This is a genomic window from Arthrobacter sp. M2012083 (assembly GCF_000281065.1).
Taxonomy (GTDB): Bacteria; Actinomycetota; Actinomycetes; order Actinomycetales; family Micrococcaceae; genus Arthrobacter.
Map to the genome: position 1 here is coordinate 231,192 of NZ_AKKK01000006.1, position 15,872 is coordinate 247,063.

Genomic DNA, 15,872 nt, shown 5'->3' on the forward strand with positions numbered 1-15,872 from the left:
TCAAGCCTACCTGTGCCGCGTTGTTGTACTGTTAACGGGTCGCAACTGGCGTTGGGTGGACTACCACCAGGGAGCGGCAATCATGAAGACCACGGATCGTACGCCTGGGCCGAGGGTCATGTCTTACCGCTGCACGCACGTGACCGATCCCTACGTCATCAAGGGGACGCGGGAATGCTGCTGCCGGTAGCCTGACCTGTAGCACCACCCGTTGCCTAGCCAGGAGATCTCCGTGACTACCACAAGCACTTCCGCGTCTGTCAGCAACCAGTCGCTCGCCGATCTCGATCCCGAGATCGCCGCAGTCCTCAACCAGGAACTCGGCCGCCAGCGCGGCACCCTGGAAATGATTGCATCCGAAAACTTCGCCCCCCGCGCCGTCATGGAGGCACAAGGCTCCGTCCTGACCAACAAGTACGCCGAGGGCTACCCGGGCCGCCGCTACTACGGCGGTTGTGAGTACGTCGACGTCGCCGAGCAGCTTGCGATCGACCGCGTCAAGGAACTCTTCGGCGCCGAGTACGCCAACGTCCAGCCGCACTCCGGTGCGCAGGCAAACGCTGCCGCACTCTCCGCCATGATCACCCCGGGCGATAAGATCCTTGGCCTGTCCCTTGCCCACGGCGGCCACCTGACCCACGGCATGAAGCTGAACTTCTCCGGCAAGCTCTACAACGTAGCTGCCTACCAGGTTGAAGAAGACAACTTCCGCATTGACATGGACAAGCTGCGCGAGCAGGCCATCGCCGAGAAGCCGCAGGTCATCATCGCCGGCTGGTCCGCGTACCCGCGCCACCTGGACTTCGCTGCCTTCCGCTCCATCGCCGACGAAGTGGGCGCCCTCCTCTGGACGGACATGGCACATTTCGCCGGCCTGGTTGCAGCAGGCCTGCACCCGAGCCCGGTCCCGCACTCCGACGTCGTCACCTCCACGGTTCACAAGACCCTGGCAGGTCCGCGCTCAGGTGTGATCCTGGCCAAGCAGGAGTGGGCCAAGAAGCTCAACTCCAACGTCTTCCCGGGCCAGCAGGGCGGTCCGCTCATGCACGTCATCGCAGCCAAGGCCGTTGCGTTCAAGATCGCCGGCAGCGAGGAGTTCAAGGAGCGCCAGGAGCGCGTCCTCGAGGGTGCCAGGATCATTGCCGACCGCCTGAACCAGTCCGACGTCGCCGAAGCGGGCGTCTCGGTCCTCACTGGCGGCACCGACGTTCACTTGGTCCTGGTTGACCTGCGTAACTCGCAGCTGGACGGCCAGCAGGCCGAGGACCTCCTGCACTCCGTGGGCATCACCGTGAACCGCAACGCTGTTCCGTTCGACCCCCGCCCGCCGATGGTCACCTCCGGCCTCCGCATCGGTACGCCTGCCCTGGCTACCCGCGGCTTCGGTGCCACCGAGTTCACCGAGGTTGCCGAAATCATCGCCACTGCGCTGAAGGCAGGCTCCGCCGCCGACGTCGAAAGCCTCCAGGCCCGGGTCGACAAACTGGCCGCTGACTTCCCGCTGTACCCGCAGCACGAGCAGTGGTGAATCCGCGTTCCCGCGGATAGATAGCGCACTACCCGGACATTGAACCGGAGCCAACGGGATCCGCCGCCACACCTACGGCGGCGGGTCCCGCTGGCATGGGCCTCCTCACGGCTTTCCCACACAGGTCACCCACCAGAAAGAGCAGATGGAATGACACAGTCCACCGCACAGATCCTTGACGGCAAGGCCACCGCCGCGGCCATCAAGGCAGAACTGACCACTCGCGTCTCCGTCCTCGCAGCCAAGGGAATCGTCCCCGGCCTGGGCACCATCCTGGTGGGTTCCGACCCCGGCAGCACCTGGTACGTCGGCGGCAAGCACAAGGACTGCGCCGAAGTCGGCATCCAGTCCATCCGCCGCGACCTCCCCGAAGACATCTCACAGGAAGACCTCCTGGAGGTTGTCCGCGAGCTCAACGCCAACCCGGAGTGCACCGGCTACATCGTCCAGCTTCCGCTGCCCAAGCACATCGACCAGGACGTCATCCTGGAAGCCATGGACCCTGACAAGGACGCCGACGGCCTGCACCCCATGAACCTTGGCCGCCTGGTGGCCAACGTCAACGGCGAGATGAAGTCCCCGCTTCCCTGCACGCCCAAGGGCTGTGTGGAGTTGTTGCGCCGCCACAACATTGAACTCAAGGGCAAGCGCGTCCTGGTGGTTGGCCGCGGTGTGACCATCGGCCGCCCGATCGGCCTCCTGCTGACCCGCAAGGAAGTCAACGCCACGGTCATCCTGGCCCACACCGGAACGGTGGACCTACCCGCGGAACTCAAGCAGGCCGACGTCGTGATCGCCGCTGCCGGCGTGCCGCACATGATCAAGGCTGAAGACCTCAAGCCCGGTGCCATAGTGCTCGACGTCGGCGTCAGCCGTGTGGATGACGGCAACGGCAAGGCTGTTGTCACCGGAGATGTGGACCCGGCAGCTGCCGACGTCGCCGCTTGGCTGTCCCCGAACCCCGGCGGCGTGGGTCCAATGACCCGTGCCATGCTGCTTGCGAACGTCGTGGAGAGCGCGGAGCGCCAGGCGGGCATCGCCTAAGTTCCGCCGGTCTGACGGACGCTGCCCGGCAGCTCCGAAGCGCCGCGTCAAAGGCACCCAAAATGAGAGGGCTCTTGCAAAAAATCTGCAAGAGCCCTTTCACATGTCAGGGGGCGCTACTAGTCTGCTGAGGGTGCACAATGAAGCAATCCGCTCTCCGACACCGTCACCAACACAGTCAGAATCGTCGCAATCCGGCTTCGACATGAACAGACCATCCGTCATCAGCGCGCGGAACCTCACCAAGGCCTATGGTGACCTCACCGCCGTGGACAACATCTCCTTCGACGTACCCGCGGGGGAGTCCTTCGGGCTGCTGGGCCCCAACGGTGCCGGTAAGTCCACCACCATGAAAATGATCGGTGGCGTCTCCCAACGCACCTCGGGCACGCTCAGCATTATGGGCTTGGATCCCGAGTCTCACGGTCCGGAGGTCCGGGCGCATCTGGGTGTGGTCCCACAGCAGGACAACCTGGATGAAGAGCTCAAGGTTCGCGAGAACCTGATCGTCTACGGGCGCTATTTTGGCCTGCCCCTGAGCTATCTACGTCCGAAAGCCGACGAGCTGCTGGAATTCGCGCAGCTGACGGACAAAGCGAATTCCAAGGTGGATGCGCTCTCCGGCGGCATGAAGCGACGGCTCACCATAGCCCGGTCGCTCATCAACGAGCCCCGGATCCTGCTCCTCGACGAACCGACCACAGGCCTGGACCCCCAGGCGCGCCACATCCTCTGGGACCGCCTGTTCCGGCTCAAGGAAAGCGGCGTCACACTGATCCTCACCACGCATTACATGGACGAGGCCGAGCAACTCTGTGACCGCCTGATCGTGGTGGACAAGGGCAGGATCATGGCGGAAGGTTCGCCCGCGGCCCTGATTCGTGAGCATTCATCGCGCGAAGTACTGGAGCTGAGGTTCGGGTCGGAGCGGAACGCGACCATCGGCGTCGAACTTCAAGGCGTTGGCGAGCGTTTGGAGACATTGCCGGACCGTGTCCTTATCTATGCTCACGACGGCGAGTCCGCACTGGAGCAGGTCACTGCCCGCGGGCTGCGCCCCATGACTTCCTTGGTGCGTCGCTCGTCGCTGGAAGATGTGTTCCTGCGGCTTACCGGTAGGAGCCTCGTTGACTGAGTCGGTGAACAAACCAAGCACGACGGCGGAGCAGCCGTTGCGGGCCCACTCACCTGAGGTTTCGGCCGCCAGGGCGCGACGCTGGGGTTCCTTCTTCTACGCCGAGCAGGTGCTCCGCGTCATGCGGAACTACGGCTGGTCCGTGATCCTGTACAGCGTGGGGCAGCCCGTGGCGTATCTCTTTGCCATGGGAGTGGGGCTCGCCAGCTTGGTGGATGCCAACAGCGAGGCGGCGTTCGGAGGCGTGAGCTATTTGGAGTTCGTGGCTCCGGCCTTGTTGGTCTCCGCCGCGGTGATGACGGCGTCGGGGGAATTTTCGTACCCCATCATGGACGGCTTCAAATGGCGCCGGGTGTTCTATGGACCGCATGCCTCGCCCCTGATTCCGGAGCAGATCGCCACTGGCCACATCATGGCCAGTTCCCTGCGCTTCCTGTTGCAGTCGGTGGTCTATTTCATGGTTGTGGCCATGTTTGGTGCTTCGCCGAGTCCATGGGGTTGGGTCTCGGCCATTGTGGCTACTGTCGCGGCGCTCTCCTTCGGCTTGCCGCTGATGGCCTATGCCGCCAGCATCAAGCAGGACAAGGGGCAGTTCGCGCTGGTGCAGCGGTTCATCGTCATGCCGCTCTTCCTGTTCTCCGGGACGTTCTTCCCGCTGGATTCGCTGCCGATCGCAGTTCGTTGGATCGGTTGGATCTCGCCGGTGTGGCACGGAACTGAGTTGGGCCGGGTCTTCACCTACGGGATGGACCACAACCCGTTGCTGACCATCACCCACGTGGTGTTCCTGCTGGCGACCGCCACTGGTGGCTGGATACTTGTCCGCCGCCAGTTCGTGAAAAGGATGGGCTCATGAGTGTCCTGACAGGTGGCCACAGCGCCACGGATCTTGCCCGTGAGCGCAAGTTCGGTTCCCTGTACTCCCGCAACGCCAAGGCAGTGGTGGGGCGGGGGCTGATGGCTGCCAAGAGCAGCACGTGGCTGGTGATGGTGTCCGGATTCTTCGAGCCTGTGCTGTTCCTGCTGGCCATGGGCGTGGGCATGGGTTCCATAGTGGGCACGGTCCAAGGTCCAGGCGGCGAGGAAATCAGCTATGCGGCCTACATCGCGCCGGCACTCCTGGCGGTCTCGGCCATGAACGGCGCACTTTACGATTCCACATGGAACGTCTTCTTCAAGATGAACTTCGCCAAGCTGTACCAAGGGATGCTCTACACATCCTTGGGGCCGTTGGACGTGGCGATCGGCGAGATCTTCCTGGCACTTCTTCGGGGCCTGCTGTACGCCACGGGATTCACCGCTGTCATGGGAGTGATGGGACTGCTCACCAGTTGGTGGGCCATCCTGGTCATTCCTGCCTCGGTGCTGATCGCGTTCGGTTTCGCGAGCTTCGGGATGGGCATCACCAGTTTCATGAAGACCTTCCAGCAGATGGACTGGATCAACTTCTTCCTGCTGCCCATGTTCCTGTTCAGCGCCACGTTCTACCCGCTCAGCGTCTACCCGCAAGTGATCCAGTGGTTCATCCAGGCCATGCCCCTGTGGCACGGGGTGGAACTGTTGCGCCAGATCAGCGTGGGCTCGTTCAGTCCGGCTACCGCAATCCACGTGGGCTACTACCTGCTGATGATCGCGCTCGGGATCATGCTGACCACGGCGAGGCTGCGCCAGCTGTTCCTGAAGTAGGACCAGCCGGCGCAGCCCGCGCCGGTCCTAGGCCGTCTCGATCTCCGCCATGGTCAGTTTCGCGTTGTCGCGCAGGCCCCAGGAGCACAGCCCCATGACTGCCAGCGCGGAGACTGTGTAAATCACGACGCCGATCGGGTCGCCGTGCGTGGCGATCAACAACGCCGTGGCCACAGTGGCTGCCGTGCCGCCACCCAGGGCTGAGCCGATCTGGTAGCTGGCCGAGATTGCTGAGTAGCGGGAAGCCGACGGGAACTGTTCGCCAAGAAACGCCGGCAACGGGCCCTGCGGAACAGTGTTCAGCGCCCCGCCCAGCGTGAACATCAGGAGGGCAAGCCAACCGGTGTGCGTCTCGATGGCCGGGAAGAACGCCAGGAAGTAGACGATGAGCATCACCGAACCACCTACCATCACCGGCTTACGGCCGATCCTGTCGGAAAGCATCGCGGCGAGAGGCGCGGAGATGACGCTGGCCAGTGCACCCCACAGCTGGAACTGAAGTGATTCACTGTCCGAATAGCCGCGCTGGAGCACGTACGACATGAGGAACACTGTGGCGATGTAAGTGAAGGTGTTGTAGCCGTAGCTGACGCCGATCGACATCAGGATCTGGCGCGGGTGCGATTTGAGGACCGCCAGCAGTGGAATCCGGGGTGTCTGAGCGCTGGGCGGGCGTTCGTCCTGGGGTAGGGTCAGCCGGGCAATAAGACCAGCCAGCACCAACAGGCCGCCGATCCAGAAGGGTACCCGCCAAGCGAAGCTCGCCACTTCGCCGCCCGAGATGGCGTCCGTTAGCGTAAAAACCCCGGAACCCATCAGCACGCCCAGTCCAATGCCCATGCTGGTGAAGGACCCCCACAGTCCTCGACGACCCGCTGGTGCCGCCTCGATTCCCAACAAGGCAGCACCTCCCCATTCACCGCCTGCAGAGAATCCCTGGACCAGACGCAAAGCGATGAGCAGCATGGGGGCCGCGGCGCCGATCGAATCCGCACTGGGCAGGCAGCCGATCAGGAAGGTGCTCCCACCCATCAGGATGAGCGTGAGGATCAGGATCTTGCGTCGGCCGAGGCGGTCGCCGAAATGGCCCAGGACGATGCCACCCAAGGGCCGGGCCAGGAAGCCGGCACCGAAGGAAGCGAACGCCACCAATGTTCCGGTCAGAGGATCAAGGTTGGGGAAGAAGAGCTGCGGAAATACCAAGGCTGCAGCCAAGCCGTAGATGGTGAAGTCATAAAACTCCAGTGCGGTTCCAAAACAGGAGACGAAGAAAGTACGCGCAGCTGAGACGGGCCGCTTGGACGACGGACCTTGTGGTTCCAGCGCAACATTGGGCTGAAGGGATTGCGGCAAGGAAGTGCCTTTCGTTGGTTGCTTTTTTGGGGTGCAGGGGTTGCTGGGTGGTCTGGGTCAGAAGATCAGGAAGCCATCGCGTGCGGCATCCGCGGGGTTGGCAGCTGCGTAGGCGAGGGAGCAGTCGCCGGCATCGACGCTGATGGTCAGCAGCGTCTGCCACTGCTCGTGACGCGGCGCCGAGGCGTCAGGATGGAAGCAGACCACGGAGGAAGCTCCCTCGGACGAGCAGAACTGCTTGGCCCGGTCAGCGATGCCCAAGCCGGCCAGTTCCGTCCTCACGCGCCCGAGGTGGGCCAGGCGCTGGGGCGACAACGCGCCGTCGTCGATTGCGTCCTCTTCCGCGAGGACGGGGTCCAGGAAGTGGTTCGTATGGAGCAGCCAACCGTCGCTGCCGGCATCCACGACGGCAGTGCCGGCGGGAGAGACCTCGATGCTGGCGGCCACGCGCGGGGTGCTGGTGCGGTCGGTGGTAGCTGTAAAAACAGTGAAGACCGTAGAGGCGCTAACTCTGGCTGAGGATGCGATGTCGATAGCGTGGTCGATGGTCGAGGCCTCATCAAGGATGCGGCGGGCAATTGCGTGGACCGGAACTCCAGCGGAGTCGTCGTCCCTGGAGTGGGCAAGGATGTTGAAATGCAGGCCGAGGCCCTCACTGTTGACACCGATCTTGCCCAGCGTCCCGAACTCCGTGAACGTCTTGGTGGTCCGACCGGGGGATGGGCTCAACTGGAGCAAGAGTCCTTCGGGGGCGAGGTGGTCATGCCAGTCCCAGGTCTGAATGGTTTCCGGCGCCCAAGCCCGGGCCGGCGCGTAGACCGCCGTCGAGCATTCATGGGAGCCGGTCTTCCTGGGTGCCGCGGCAAGAATCTCGGTGCGTGCGTTGACCACACTCAGCTCCCAGGTCCTGAGTCCGGCGCCGGTGGCCCAGCCCTCGGCTTCCTCAGCCAGTGCCGGGCACCAGGCAAGGAGGGCTGCGTGGCTCTGCTCCGCAATGTCCCGGACTTTCTGCGGGGCGATGCCAAGCGTGGCGAAGAAGTCGAAGTAGAGCCTGGCGGTGTTGCGGGTTTGTGCATCCCAGGTGCGGCCGATATCGAGGCCGCGCTCGCGGGGATCGTGCGCGGCGGATTCGTGGCGGTGAAGTTGCATAGGTCTCCTTGGGGGAGTTATCCCCGTTTGAGTGCGGGTGGGCTGCTGATGGGGTGGATCACTTGTGACGCTCAAGGTACGGAAGAAAAACGTTTTTGTGTAGCTGGTTCCAAAGATTTACTGTTGATTTCGGAAGTCGGAACTCCCGGGGTCCTAGGCGACGAAAGTGGGGGAGCGCATGGCCCGCGAACTACAAGAGGGCGTCACGATCTGGGATGTCGCACGAAAAGCGGGGGTTTCGATCACCACCGTGTCGCACTCCCTCAATGGCAAGGGCAACATCAGCGAGGCCACCCGGGAACGGGTCCGCGCCGTCGCCTCGGAGATGGGTTACGTTGCAGACGCCATGGCACGGGGGCTTCGAAGTTCCAGGATGAATGCGATCGGGCTGGTGTTCCGCTCCTTGGACAGCTTGGGCACCTATGGTCCCAATGGCGTGGACGTCTTCATGAAGCTCGCGGGAGCAGCAGCGGCCGAGACGCTGAATCGGAATCTGGGCCTGATGCTCGTCCCCGACTTGAGCCGTGGACCACTCCCACCGTTCTCCATGTCCTTGGACGGCTACATCGTTTTCGCCCCGCATCTGGATGACCCGGTGGTGGCTTTGCTGGAGAAGCGTGGAATTCCCTACGTGACCTGGGATCGCGATCCTGGCCGCCCCGACTTCCGGAACTGGGTGGCTCACGACGACGCAGCGTCCACACGAGTCGTCTTGGAACACCTGGCAGCAGCGGGCGCTAAATCCATCGCCTACGTGGGTGGCACGGACAGGAACGCCTGGAACTTCGATTGCGAGGCCGCCTACGTTGCTTGGTGCATGGAAACCGGCAAAGAGCCCCGGATCTACCACGTACCCGAACGGGACGGCGTGGAGGGCGGTCAGCAAGTGGGCGTCAGGATTTTGGGCGACGGCCTGCCGGGCGCAGTTTTTTGCTTGACCGGTAGGCACGCCAGCGGCGCAGCCCAGGCAATGCAGGAACGTGGAGTCCGTATCCCGGGGGACCTGCTGGTGTGCACAGGCTCGGACTCTGAGCACTCGCGGCAGCATAAGCCCCCAATTTCCGCCCTCGACGTGGATATTCCTGCCGCAGCCGCCGCGCTTGTCCAACGACTCTGCGAAGTCATGGAAGGTAAGCCGGAACCTGATCCGGTGCTGCTGGCGGCGCGGTTCCTGCACCGTAAGTCCACGTCGCCGGGCAAGACCCGGAATCAGCAGAGGAGCGGACGCTAGTGTGGGTATGTTCGCCGTCCGTGGAAGCGGACGGGGCACCTTTCCGCATTTGAGAGAATGGGTTCATGCAATCTCTCGGTGACCCGCACCCGTCCACGTCCCCCGCCGGTAAAGGCATGTTCAAGGGCTTCCGCATCGGCGGCCTGGGGATGACAGTTGTCATCATTGCCTTCCTGGTAGCCGTCATCTTTGCGGCCAACCAGAACGATGTTGTGGGCTGGGTTGTTGCCGTGGTTGCTTTCGGGTGGCTTGCCCTTGCAACGTTCGTGGTGCTGAGCATCCGCAAGGCCGCGCAGCGGGCAGGTGCCAAGCTGACCGAAGCGCAAAATGCCTTCAACGCCGCAGCCGGCCGCGCGCCGTCGTCGTCCGCTGCTGACAACGGTGGCACGCGCGTAGTTGCAGAGCGCAGCAAAGTCGATGAAGTCCGCGACCTCAAGCTGGACCACTCCTTCAAGATTGTCCAGGTGCAGGTCCGTGTGGTGGACGAGGAACGAGCCAAGGGAGCAACGGCCAACCAGGACACCATCAACCGGGCACTGGAAACCATCGCTATTACAGCAACGAATGCACGGGACATGATCAAGTCTTCCGGTGGCTCGGACGAGCCCGTGGCCGGCACCATCATCGACTAGAGTGGACCGGGTGAGTACGGCATTGAAGAAGGACTTCCTTCGCATCGCATCAGTTAACGTCAATGGCCTACGGGCTGCCTACAAGAACGGCATGGCGGAATGGCTGGAGCCACGCGAGGTAGACATCCTCTGCCTGCAGGAAGTGCGCGCCCCTGACGACATCGTCAGGAAGCTGATCGGCGAAGGCTGGCACATCCTCCACACCGAGGCTGAGGCCAAGGGCCGCGCCGGTGTGGCCATCGCTTCCCGCGAGGAACCTACTGCCACCCGAGTCGGTGTTGGCGACGAGTACTTCGACACGTCCGGGCGCTGGGTCGAAGCGGACTACACCGTCAGGAACACAGCCGGTGACCCCACCACCCTCACCGTTGTCAGTGCTTATGTGCACTCCGGAGAGGTGGGGACCCCCAAGCAGGACGATAAGTTCCGCTTCCTCGACGCCATGACCGTCCGCCTGCCTGAGCTCGCGAAACACAGCGACCATGCTTTGGTGGTTGGCGACCTCAACGTCGGACACACCGAACTCGACATCAAGAACTGGAAGGGCAACGTCAAGCGTGCCGGCTTCCTCCCGGAGGAGCGGGCATACTTTGACCGTTTCCTCGGCGAAGAAATCGGATGGAGGGATGTCCACAGGGGCCTGGCAGGTAATGTAGCCGGCCCCTACACCTGGTGGTCCCAGCGCGGTAAGGCCTTTGACACTGACACGGGCTGGCGCATCGACTACCACCTGGCCACCCCGGACCTCGCTGCTGCCGCTTTCTCGGCTGTGGTGGACCGGGCACCTTCGTGGGATACCCGCTTCTCTGACCATGCACCGCTGGTAGTCGACTACCGGCTCTAAGCTTCCTAAGGTATTGCTCCATGACTAGTTCCACCACGACTGAAACCGGCGCAGCGGTTGATGCTGCGACCGGACCGAAGCCCGCAACGTCAACCAAGCTTGCCGTTGGCGCCAAGCACCGGGTCTTGTCCGGCATGCAGCCCTCCGCGGACTCCCTGCACCTTGGCAACTACCTCGGCGCCCTGGTCAACTGGGTCCGGATGCAGGACGAGTACGACGCCGTGTACTTCATTCCGGACCTGCACGCCATCACGGTGCCGCAGGATCCGGCGGAACTGGCCCGGCGCACCAGGGTTACGGCCGCGCAGTACATCGCCGGCGGCGTGGACGTGGACAAGTGCACCCTCTTCGTCCAGTCCCAGGTTCCCGAGCACGCCCAGTTGGCGTGGGTCCTGAACTGCATCACGGGCATGGGCGAAGCCGCCCGCATGACCCAGTTCAAGGACAAGGCCCAGAAACAGGGTTCGGACCACGCCAGTGTTGGCCTGTTCACGTACCCCATCCTGCAGGCCGCCGACATCCTGCTGTACCAGCCGCACGGTGTGCCGGTGGGTGAAGACCAGCGCCAGCACGTGGAATTGAGCCGTGACCTCGCCAACCGCTTCAACAGCCGGTTCGGTGAGACTTTCCAAGTGCCTGAGGCCTTCATCCAGAAGGAATCGGCCAAGATTTACGACCTCCAGAACCCCACCGCCAAGATGTCCAAGTCCGCGGAATCTCCAGCCGGCCTGATTAATCTGCTGGATGACCCAAAGACTGTGGCCAAGCGGATTAAGTCAGCTGTCACGGACACCGAAACCGAGATCCGCTACGACCGAGAGAATAAGCCGGGCGTATCCAACCTGCTGACCATCTACTCGGCCATCAGCGGTACGCCGGTGGACAAGATCGTGGCCGACTACCAGGGGAAGATGTACGGCCACTTGAAGGTCGACTTGGCCGAACTCGTCTCCGGACACCTTGCACCTATCCGGGAACGTGCCAACGAACTCCTGGCCGACCCCGCAGAACTCGACCGGCTCCTGGCCCTCGGCGCTGACAAGGCACGTGAGATTGCGGCCGCAACGCTCGCGGATGTCTACTCCAAGGTGGGTTTCCTGCCCTACCGCGGCGATGCCTCCCGCGGAAACCAGGGAGTCCGCTAAGTCCATGTGCTCCGCTGGCCAGCTCAACGTCAAGACCGGCACCCGACAGGGTGCCGGTCCGGACGACTCCCGCCAGCCCGCTGTTTCCGGCACCGATTGCGGCGCTGGAGACACCATGTGCGTCGGTGTGATCCTCGGTTTCCCGCCGGAGATAGCCCGTGAACTCCAGGAATGGAGGGCCTCCTTCGGTGATCCGATGGCTGAGGTCATTCCTGCCCACATCACCCTGATCACCACCACACCCACCCAGGACTGGGCCGCCACCCGGGAGCACGTCAGGGAAGTCGCACGGACCCAGGAACCGTTCGAAATCACCATTTCCGGCACGGGTTCGTTCCGTCCCATCTCGCCGGTAGTGTTCGTGAACGTAGAAGAAGGCTTTGAAGAGTGCGTGCAGTTGCACGAGAAACTTCAAACCGGCCCACTGGAACGACGACTGCCCTTCCCTTACCACCCGCACGTCACCGTTGCCCACGATGTCGCCCAGGAAAACCTCGACGAAGCCGAAACGGTCCTCAGGGATTACCGGGCGACCTTCCCTGTGGTTAGCATGGGACTTTACGAGCACGACACCAATGGAATTTGGCAGCTACGGGAAGAGCTCGACTTTGGCGGCGATACTGACGAAGCACAGCAAGCGGATCCACGCCGCAGAGGCGGACGTTCCTCCGCTGCCAACTGAGCTGGCGAAACTCAAACTCCAGCTTCTCCGCAAGCGGCAGGATTGGGGCCATGCGAAGCGCGCCGGCGAGGGCGTACCGAAAAAGTTGGGTGCATTCTTTGCACTCTTCCTCGCCAGGCTGAACACCAACCGGGCTATGCGCTCCTTCCAGCACTACACCCGGCAGCAAGGGCCGCTGTTGAGTGCCGGCATCGGTTTCAACATGTTCTTCTCCGTGACGGGTCTGCTCACTACCGGCTTTGCCATTGCGGGAATTGTTCTGGGCGGCAACCCCGCGCTGCAGGATGCCGTGATCGACAGTGTGGCCGCGGCTGCTCCCGGGCTCCTTCAGGTGGATGGCGGCGAAGGGTTGGTGGATCCACAGTCCTTGCTCAACCCGTCGGGACTTGGGTGGACGGCCCTCATCGCTGCGGTTGTCACGGTCTTTGTGTCCCTTGGCTGGATCGCCAGCATCAGGGAAGGCCTTAGGGGAGTGATGAATGCTGACCCCTTGGTACGTAACCCGATCCTTCAAAAGCTCATCGACGCCGGCACCCTGTTGCTCCTCGGCGTCATCCTTGTCCTCAGCGCAGGTGTCTCGCTCGTCTTTGGCACAGCAGCGGACTGGCTGATCGCTTTGCTCAAGCTTGATGAGGGCGTTGCCGAGCCCATCGCGGCGACCGTCAAGATTGTGGTCCCCCTCCTGCTGAACTGCGCGACGGCGGCCGTGCTGTTCCGCATTGCAGGTGGGCTGAAGCTGGGACGCCGCGCATTCCTGGAAGGCGTGGTGCTGGCGGGCATTGGGACTACGGTCCTCCAATTCTTCAGCACCGAACTTCTTGCCCGGTCCGGCAACAACCCGGTCCTGGCATCGTTCGCCATTATCATCGGCCTGCTCATCTGGTTCAATCTTGTGAGCCAGGTGTACCTCGTCTCGGCGTCGTGGTCTGCTATTCGCGAGGCTGACACGGCGTCGGGAGAGTCCCCCCGCAAGAAGGTCCTCGGTTCGCGCCGCGTGGCGCCCCGCACCTGACAGTTTCATCCGGAGGCCGCCGTGAACAACCAATTGTGGATCGCCTGTCTGCTCGGGGCTGCAGCGGGACTCGTGGTTGGCCAGTTGATCTTCAATTCGCCCTTTCTGGGCATCCTCATCGGCGTTGGCCTTGGTGCTTTGGTCGGAGCCGCGGTGGGACCCCGCCGCGGTTAGCAGGCGAGGTCCCGTTGCAGCGATGCTAAGGCGCCTTGACCAGACCCTCCCATGCAACGGTCCAGTCGGCCGGGAATCCGGGCGCGTGCCGGTCCGGTCCGTTGTCCCAGCCTGCTGCCATCAGCGCGACAGCGGCCAGGAGTCCACCATTGCCGGGCAGGTAGAGCGGGAGTGAGTCGGTTTGGCGGTTGTGCCCGTTGGCAAGGACGGTATTCTTGCCCGCGCTGAGGAGGAGCGCATCAACAGCGGCCTGCGGGTCCTCAAGTCGTGCGGCCGTCATGGCCATCACGGCGTAGTCCCAACCCCAGGTGCTGCCCCAGTCCCAGTCTGCCAGGACGTCTGTAAGGTTTGCTCGCATGATGGCCGGATCAATGAGATCAGTGCGGGGGAGGACTCCCAGGGCGCACAGCATGGATGGATGGTCCGTGCGTATGGTGAACGGTTCGACGTCGATCGCAGCGTACACGGCGTCAATCACACGTGGCGGCACCATGCCATCGGCCACGTCCGACCATGCCTGGACTGGCTCCAGACCCAGCCGCTCCCGCCAGGCAGCAGCAGTTCGTAGGCCCCACTGCCAGTACGCCAGTTCGAACGTGGGATTAGTGACCTTGGCCCGGATGGATCCGTAGCTTTCCTGCGCCGGAACCAAGGGAGGTCCCAGCTCAAAACCGCGCGACGTGGGATGCGCGAAGCTGGCCATGAACGCGGCTGATTCGAAGACTACCTCCGCGAATTCCTCCAACACTTCCCGGCTCGGATTGGCCCGGTACACCAGCTCCGCCAGGTGGATGGGGTGGGGCTGCTGCCAGATCAGGAAGGTTCCAATGGGGCTCGGGCTTTCCCGCCCATCCGGTCCTACCTGCTTCGGCCAGCGAACGCCGTCGAATCCTTGCGCTTTCGCCGTCTGCCGTGAGGTCTCCAGCACCGTGGAGTACCACCGCAATGACGGCAGGAGCAGTTCTACGCGATTCCACTGCGCAAAGTGCGCGGCATGCCACCAGTGCATCTCCAGGTGGAAGCGGCCGCGCCAGGAATTGCAGACCAGCCCGGTCTCCTGCGGCGGCAACGATCCAGCGCAGTTGATCGCGGTCAGGTACTGCGACAACACGATTCTGCGTTCCAATTCTTTGGCCTTGGGATCATCCGTGGCATTTAGCTCGATCGCCCCTCCTGAGGACCAGAAAGCAGGCCAATAGGCGGCGGACGCGTCCGCCACACCGAGCGCAGGCGAAGGCCCGACGTCGGAACCGGCGTAGGCGTCCGGGCTTGCTCCCCGTGTGGGTCCGGCCAGCCTGTTGTTGCCTCGGGGGATGCAGTCGCCGTCCCCGGCGGACAGGAAAGCGATGGAGATATCCATTGCGGTGACGGCTGTGGCGGGCGAAACCCGGAGCCGGTGCTGCGCAGTCTGTTCTACTGTCAGCTCGTGACCTGTCATGACCACCTGGTAGCGGGAATCGTCCAGTTCGCGGTGGGCTGTCCACACTGCGGCAGCGTCATGCCCGTGTGTGGCGGGCTTCGGGCCCTCGAGGGAGGTGGTGTGGGACTCCGGGTGCGTCCAGTCCGCGGCGTTGTGCCATGCCTCGGACCCGTAGGGAAAGTCGACACCCACAACTAAACCGGCAGCAAGTGCTGGCGACTCCACACGGATGCCGAGCTCGTCCCGGTCGGGGTGGCACGCCGTCGTCACTGTGACGGGATGACCGGACAGTGTGAAGCGGCTGGTTACAATGCCGGTCCAGAGGTCGAGCGTTTGATCAGGGTCAGCTATGTCAGCTGGCGTGAGGGGACGTTCCGTCCCATCTTCCACCCAACGGAATCCGATACGCCCCAAATCCAGCCGGTGCATGTTCGCCCTGAGCCACGTTTCGGCCAGGGAGGTGTCGGTTTCGCGGTCGTTCACTATGTCTCCCACCATGTCCACGTAAGGGATCGGGCCCCGGGGTGAATCGTAGAGAACGGTTGATTCGGCGAGGTTGTAGGGCTGTGGTGGAGGAACCGAGTGCCAGCCCCACTGTGACTGCGTCCCGAGAAGCGTTCCCGGTGGAAGATCGTCTCGTGCTCCCACGGGGTAGTGGTTGGGGAGCGACTGAAGCCCAGTGAGGTCCACTGTGAAGGCGAATTCTCCGTTACCCACCGACACCGGGCTTTGCGGGTCCAAAGTCTGCTGCCGGACGTTGTGTCGCTGGACCAGTACCTTGCGATCGATGCCGGCGCCAACGGGCGCGGGAGCAGCTGAAGCCAGGACCACGGTGTC

Annotated in this window: 15 protein-coding genes and 1 riboswitch; of the genes, 12 read left to right on the plus strand and 3 right to left on the minus strand. The window is 63.2% G+C overall.

Annotated elements, in window-relative coordinates; translation table 11 throughout:
* The first annotated feature begins 31 nt into the window (after nt 1-31).
* Nucleotides 32-117: riboswitch (ZMP/ZTP riboswitch) on the plus strand.
* 115 nt (nt 118-232) lie between these two features.
* The 5 genes from glyA (at nt 233) to A477_RS0104455 (ending at nt 5,393) form a co-directional block, all read left to right on the plus strand.
* Nucleotides 233-1,528 (plus strand): serine hydroxymethyltransferase, encoded by a 1,296-nt coding sequence (gene glyA / locus A477_RS0104435; protein WP_017197817.1) that lies wholly within the window; start codon nt 233-235, stop codon nt 1,526-1,528.
* A 150-nt stretch (nt 1,529-1,678) separates the two neighbouring features.
* On the plus strand, nt 1,679-2,572 hold the full coding sequence (locus A477_RS0104440) for a bifunctional methylenetetrahydrofolate dehydrogenase/methenyltetrahydrofolate cyclohydrolase (RefSeq protein WP_017197818.1): 894 nt from the start codon (nt 1,679-1,681) through the stop codon (nt 2,570-2,572).
* Between the two features lie 205 nt (nt 2,573-2,777).
* Complete coding sequence (locus tag A477_RS0104445) at nt 2,778-3,707, plus strand: ABC transporter ATP-binding protein (protein ID WP_017197819.1); 930 nt, start codon at nt 2,778-2,780, stop codon at nt 3,705-3,707.
* Complete coding sequence (locus A477_RS0104450) at nt 3,667-4,563, plus strand: ABC transporter permease (RefSeq protein ID WP_502685497.1); 897 nt, start codon at nt 3,667-3,669, stop codon at nt 4,561-4,563. The genes A477_RS0104445 and A477_RS0104450 overlap by 41 nt, the downstream gene beginning before the upstream one ends.
* On the plus strand, nt 4,560-5,393 hold the full coding sequence (locus A477_RS0104455; protein WP_017197821.1) for an ABC transporter permease: 834 nt from the start codon (nt 4,560-4,562) through the stop codon (nt 5,391-5,393). The genes A477_RS0104450 and A477_RS0104455 overlap by 4 nt, the downstream gene beginning before the upstream one ends.
* 27 nt (nt 5,394-5,420) lie before the next feature.
* Here A477_RS0104455 and A477_RS0104460 read toward each other — a convergent pair whose 3' ends face one another.
* Nucleotides 5,421-6,746, minus strand: coding sequence for an MFS transporter (locus A477_RS0104460; RefSeq protein WP_017197822.1), 1,326 nt, complete (start codon nt 6,744-6,746; stop codon nt 5,421-5,423).
* A gap of 57 nt (nt 6,747-6,803) precedes the next feature.
* Entirely contained in the window at nt 6,804-7,895 is a 1,092-nt protein-coding gene (locus A477_RS0104465; RefSeq protein ID WP_017197823.1) for a C45 family autoproteolytic acyltransferase/hydrolase, read from the minus strand.
* A gap of 166 nt (nt 7,896-8,061) precedes the next feature.
* On the opposite strand from A477_RS0104465, the gene A477_RS0104470 reads away from it, so the two are divergent.
* The 7 genes from A477_RS0104470 (at nt 8,062) to A477_RS23450 (ending at nt 13,615) form a co-directional block, all read left to right on the plus strand.
* Nucleotides 8,062-9,126, plus strand: coding sequence for a LacI family DNA-binding transcriptional regulator (locus A477_RS0104470; protein WP_237715717.1), 1,065 nt, complete (start codon nt 8,062-8,064; stop codon nt 9,124-9,126).
* 65 nt (nt 9,127-9,191) lie between these two features.
* Nucleotides 9,192-9,758 carry a hypothetical protein gene (locus A477_RS0104475; protein ID WP_017197825.1) on the plus strand — a complete coding sequence of 189 codons (567 nt, stop codon included), beginning with the start codon at nt 9,192-9,194 and terminating at the stop codon, nt 9,756-9,758.
* A gap of 10 nt (nt 9,759-9,768) precedes the next feature.
* Nucleotides 9,769-10,602 carry an exodeoxyribonuclease III gene (locus tag A477_RS0104480; RefSeq protein WP_017197826.1) on the plus strand — a complete coding sequence of 278 codons (834 nt, stop codon included), beginning with the start codon at nt 9,769-9,771 and terminating at the stop codon, nt 10,600-10,602.
* 20 nt (nt 10,603-10,622) lie between these two features.
* Nucleotides 10,623-11,747, plus strand: coding sequence for a tryptophan--tRNA ligase (trpS, locus tag A477_RS0104485; RefSeq protein ID WP_017197827.1), 1,125 nt, complete (start codon nt 10,623-10,625; stop codon nt 11,745-11,747).
* Nucleotides 11,748-11,751: 4 nt separating this feature from the next.
* On the plus strand, nt 11,752-12,429 hold the full coding sequence (locus A477_RS0104490) for a 2'-5' RNA ligase family protein (protein WP_017197828.1): 678 nt from the start codon (nt 11,752-11,754) through the stop codon (nt 12,427-12,429).
* 85 nt (nt 12,430-12,514) lie between these two features.
* The gene (locus A477_RS0104495) at nt 12,515-13,441 is read left to right on the plus strand and encodes a YihY/virulence factor BrkB family protein (protein WP_044568285.1); all 927 of its coding nucleotides are present in this window, start codon (nt 12,515-12,517) and stop codon (nt 13,439-13,441) included.
* A gap of 21 nt (nt 13,442-13,462) precedes the next feature.
* Nucleotides 13,463-13,615, plus strand: coding sequence for a hypothetical protein (locus A477_RS23450; protein ID WP_017197830.1), 153 nt, complete (start codon nt 13,463-13,465; stop codon nt 13,613-13,615).
* 25 nt (nt 13,616-13,640) lie between these two features.
* Here the strand turns inward: A477_RS23450 and A477_RS0104505 are convergent, their stop codons facing one another.
* Nucleotides 13,641-15,824: a hypothetical protein gene (locus A477_RS0104505; protein ID WP_017197842.1), complete on the minus strand. Its 2,184-nt coding sequence runs from the start codon at nt 15,822-15,824 to the stop codon at nt 13,641-13,643.
* Nucleotides 15,825-15,872: the final 48 nt, after the last annotated feature.

Excerpts from the sequence above, each read along its gene's own strand:
- A477_RS0104440 (WP_017197818.1), top strand. The coding sequence starts at position 1,679 with ATGACACAGTCCACCGCACAGATCCTTGACGGCAAGGCCACCGCCGCG.
- A477_RS0104445 (WP_017197819.1), top strand. The coding sequence starts at position 2,778 with ATGAACAGACCATCCGTCATCAGCGCGCGGAACCTCACCAAGGCCTAT.
- A477_RS0104450 (WP_502685497.1), top strand. The coding sequence starts at position 3,667 with ATGTGTTCCTGCGGCTTACCGGTAGGAGCCTCGTTGACTGAGTCGGTG.
- A477_RS0104455 (WP_017197821.1), top strand. The coding sequence starts at position 4,560 with ATGAGTGTCCTGACAGGTGGCCACAGCGCCACGGATCTTGCCCGTGAG.
- A477_RS0104465 (WP_017197823.1), bottom strand. The coding sequence starts at position 7,895 with ATGCAACTTCACCGCCACGAATCCGCCGCGCACGATCCCCGCGAGCGC.
- A477_RS0104475 (WP_017197825.1), top strand. The coding sequence starts at position 9,192 with ATGCAATCTCTCGGTGACCCGCACCCGTCCACGTCCCCCGCCGGTAAA.
- trpS (WP_017197827.1), top strand. The coding sequence starts at position 10,623 with ATGACTAGTTCCACCACGACTGAAACCGGCGCAGCGGTTGATGCTGCG.
- A477_RS0104490 (WP_017197828.1), top strand. The coding sequence starts at position 11,752 with ATGTGCTCCGCTGGCCAGCTCAACGTCAAGACCGGCACCCGACAGGGT.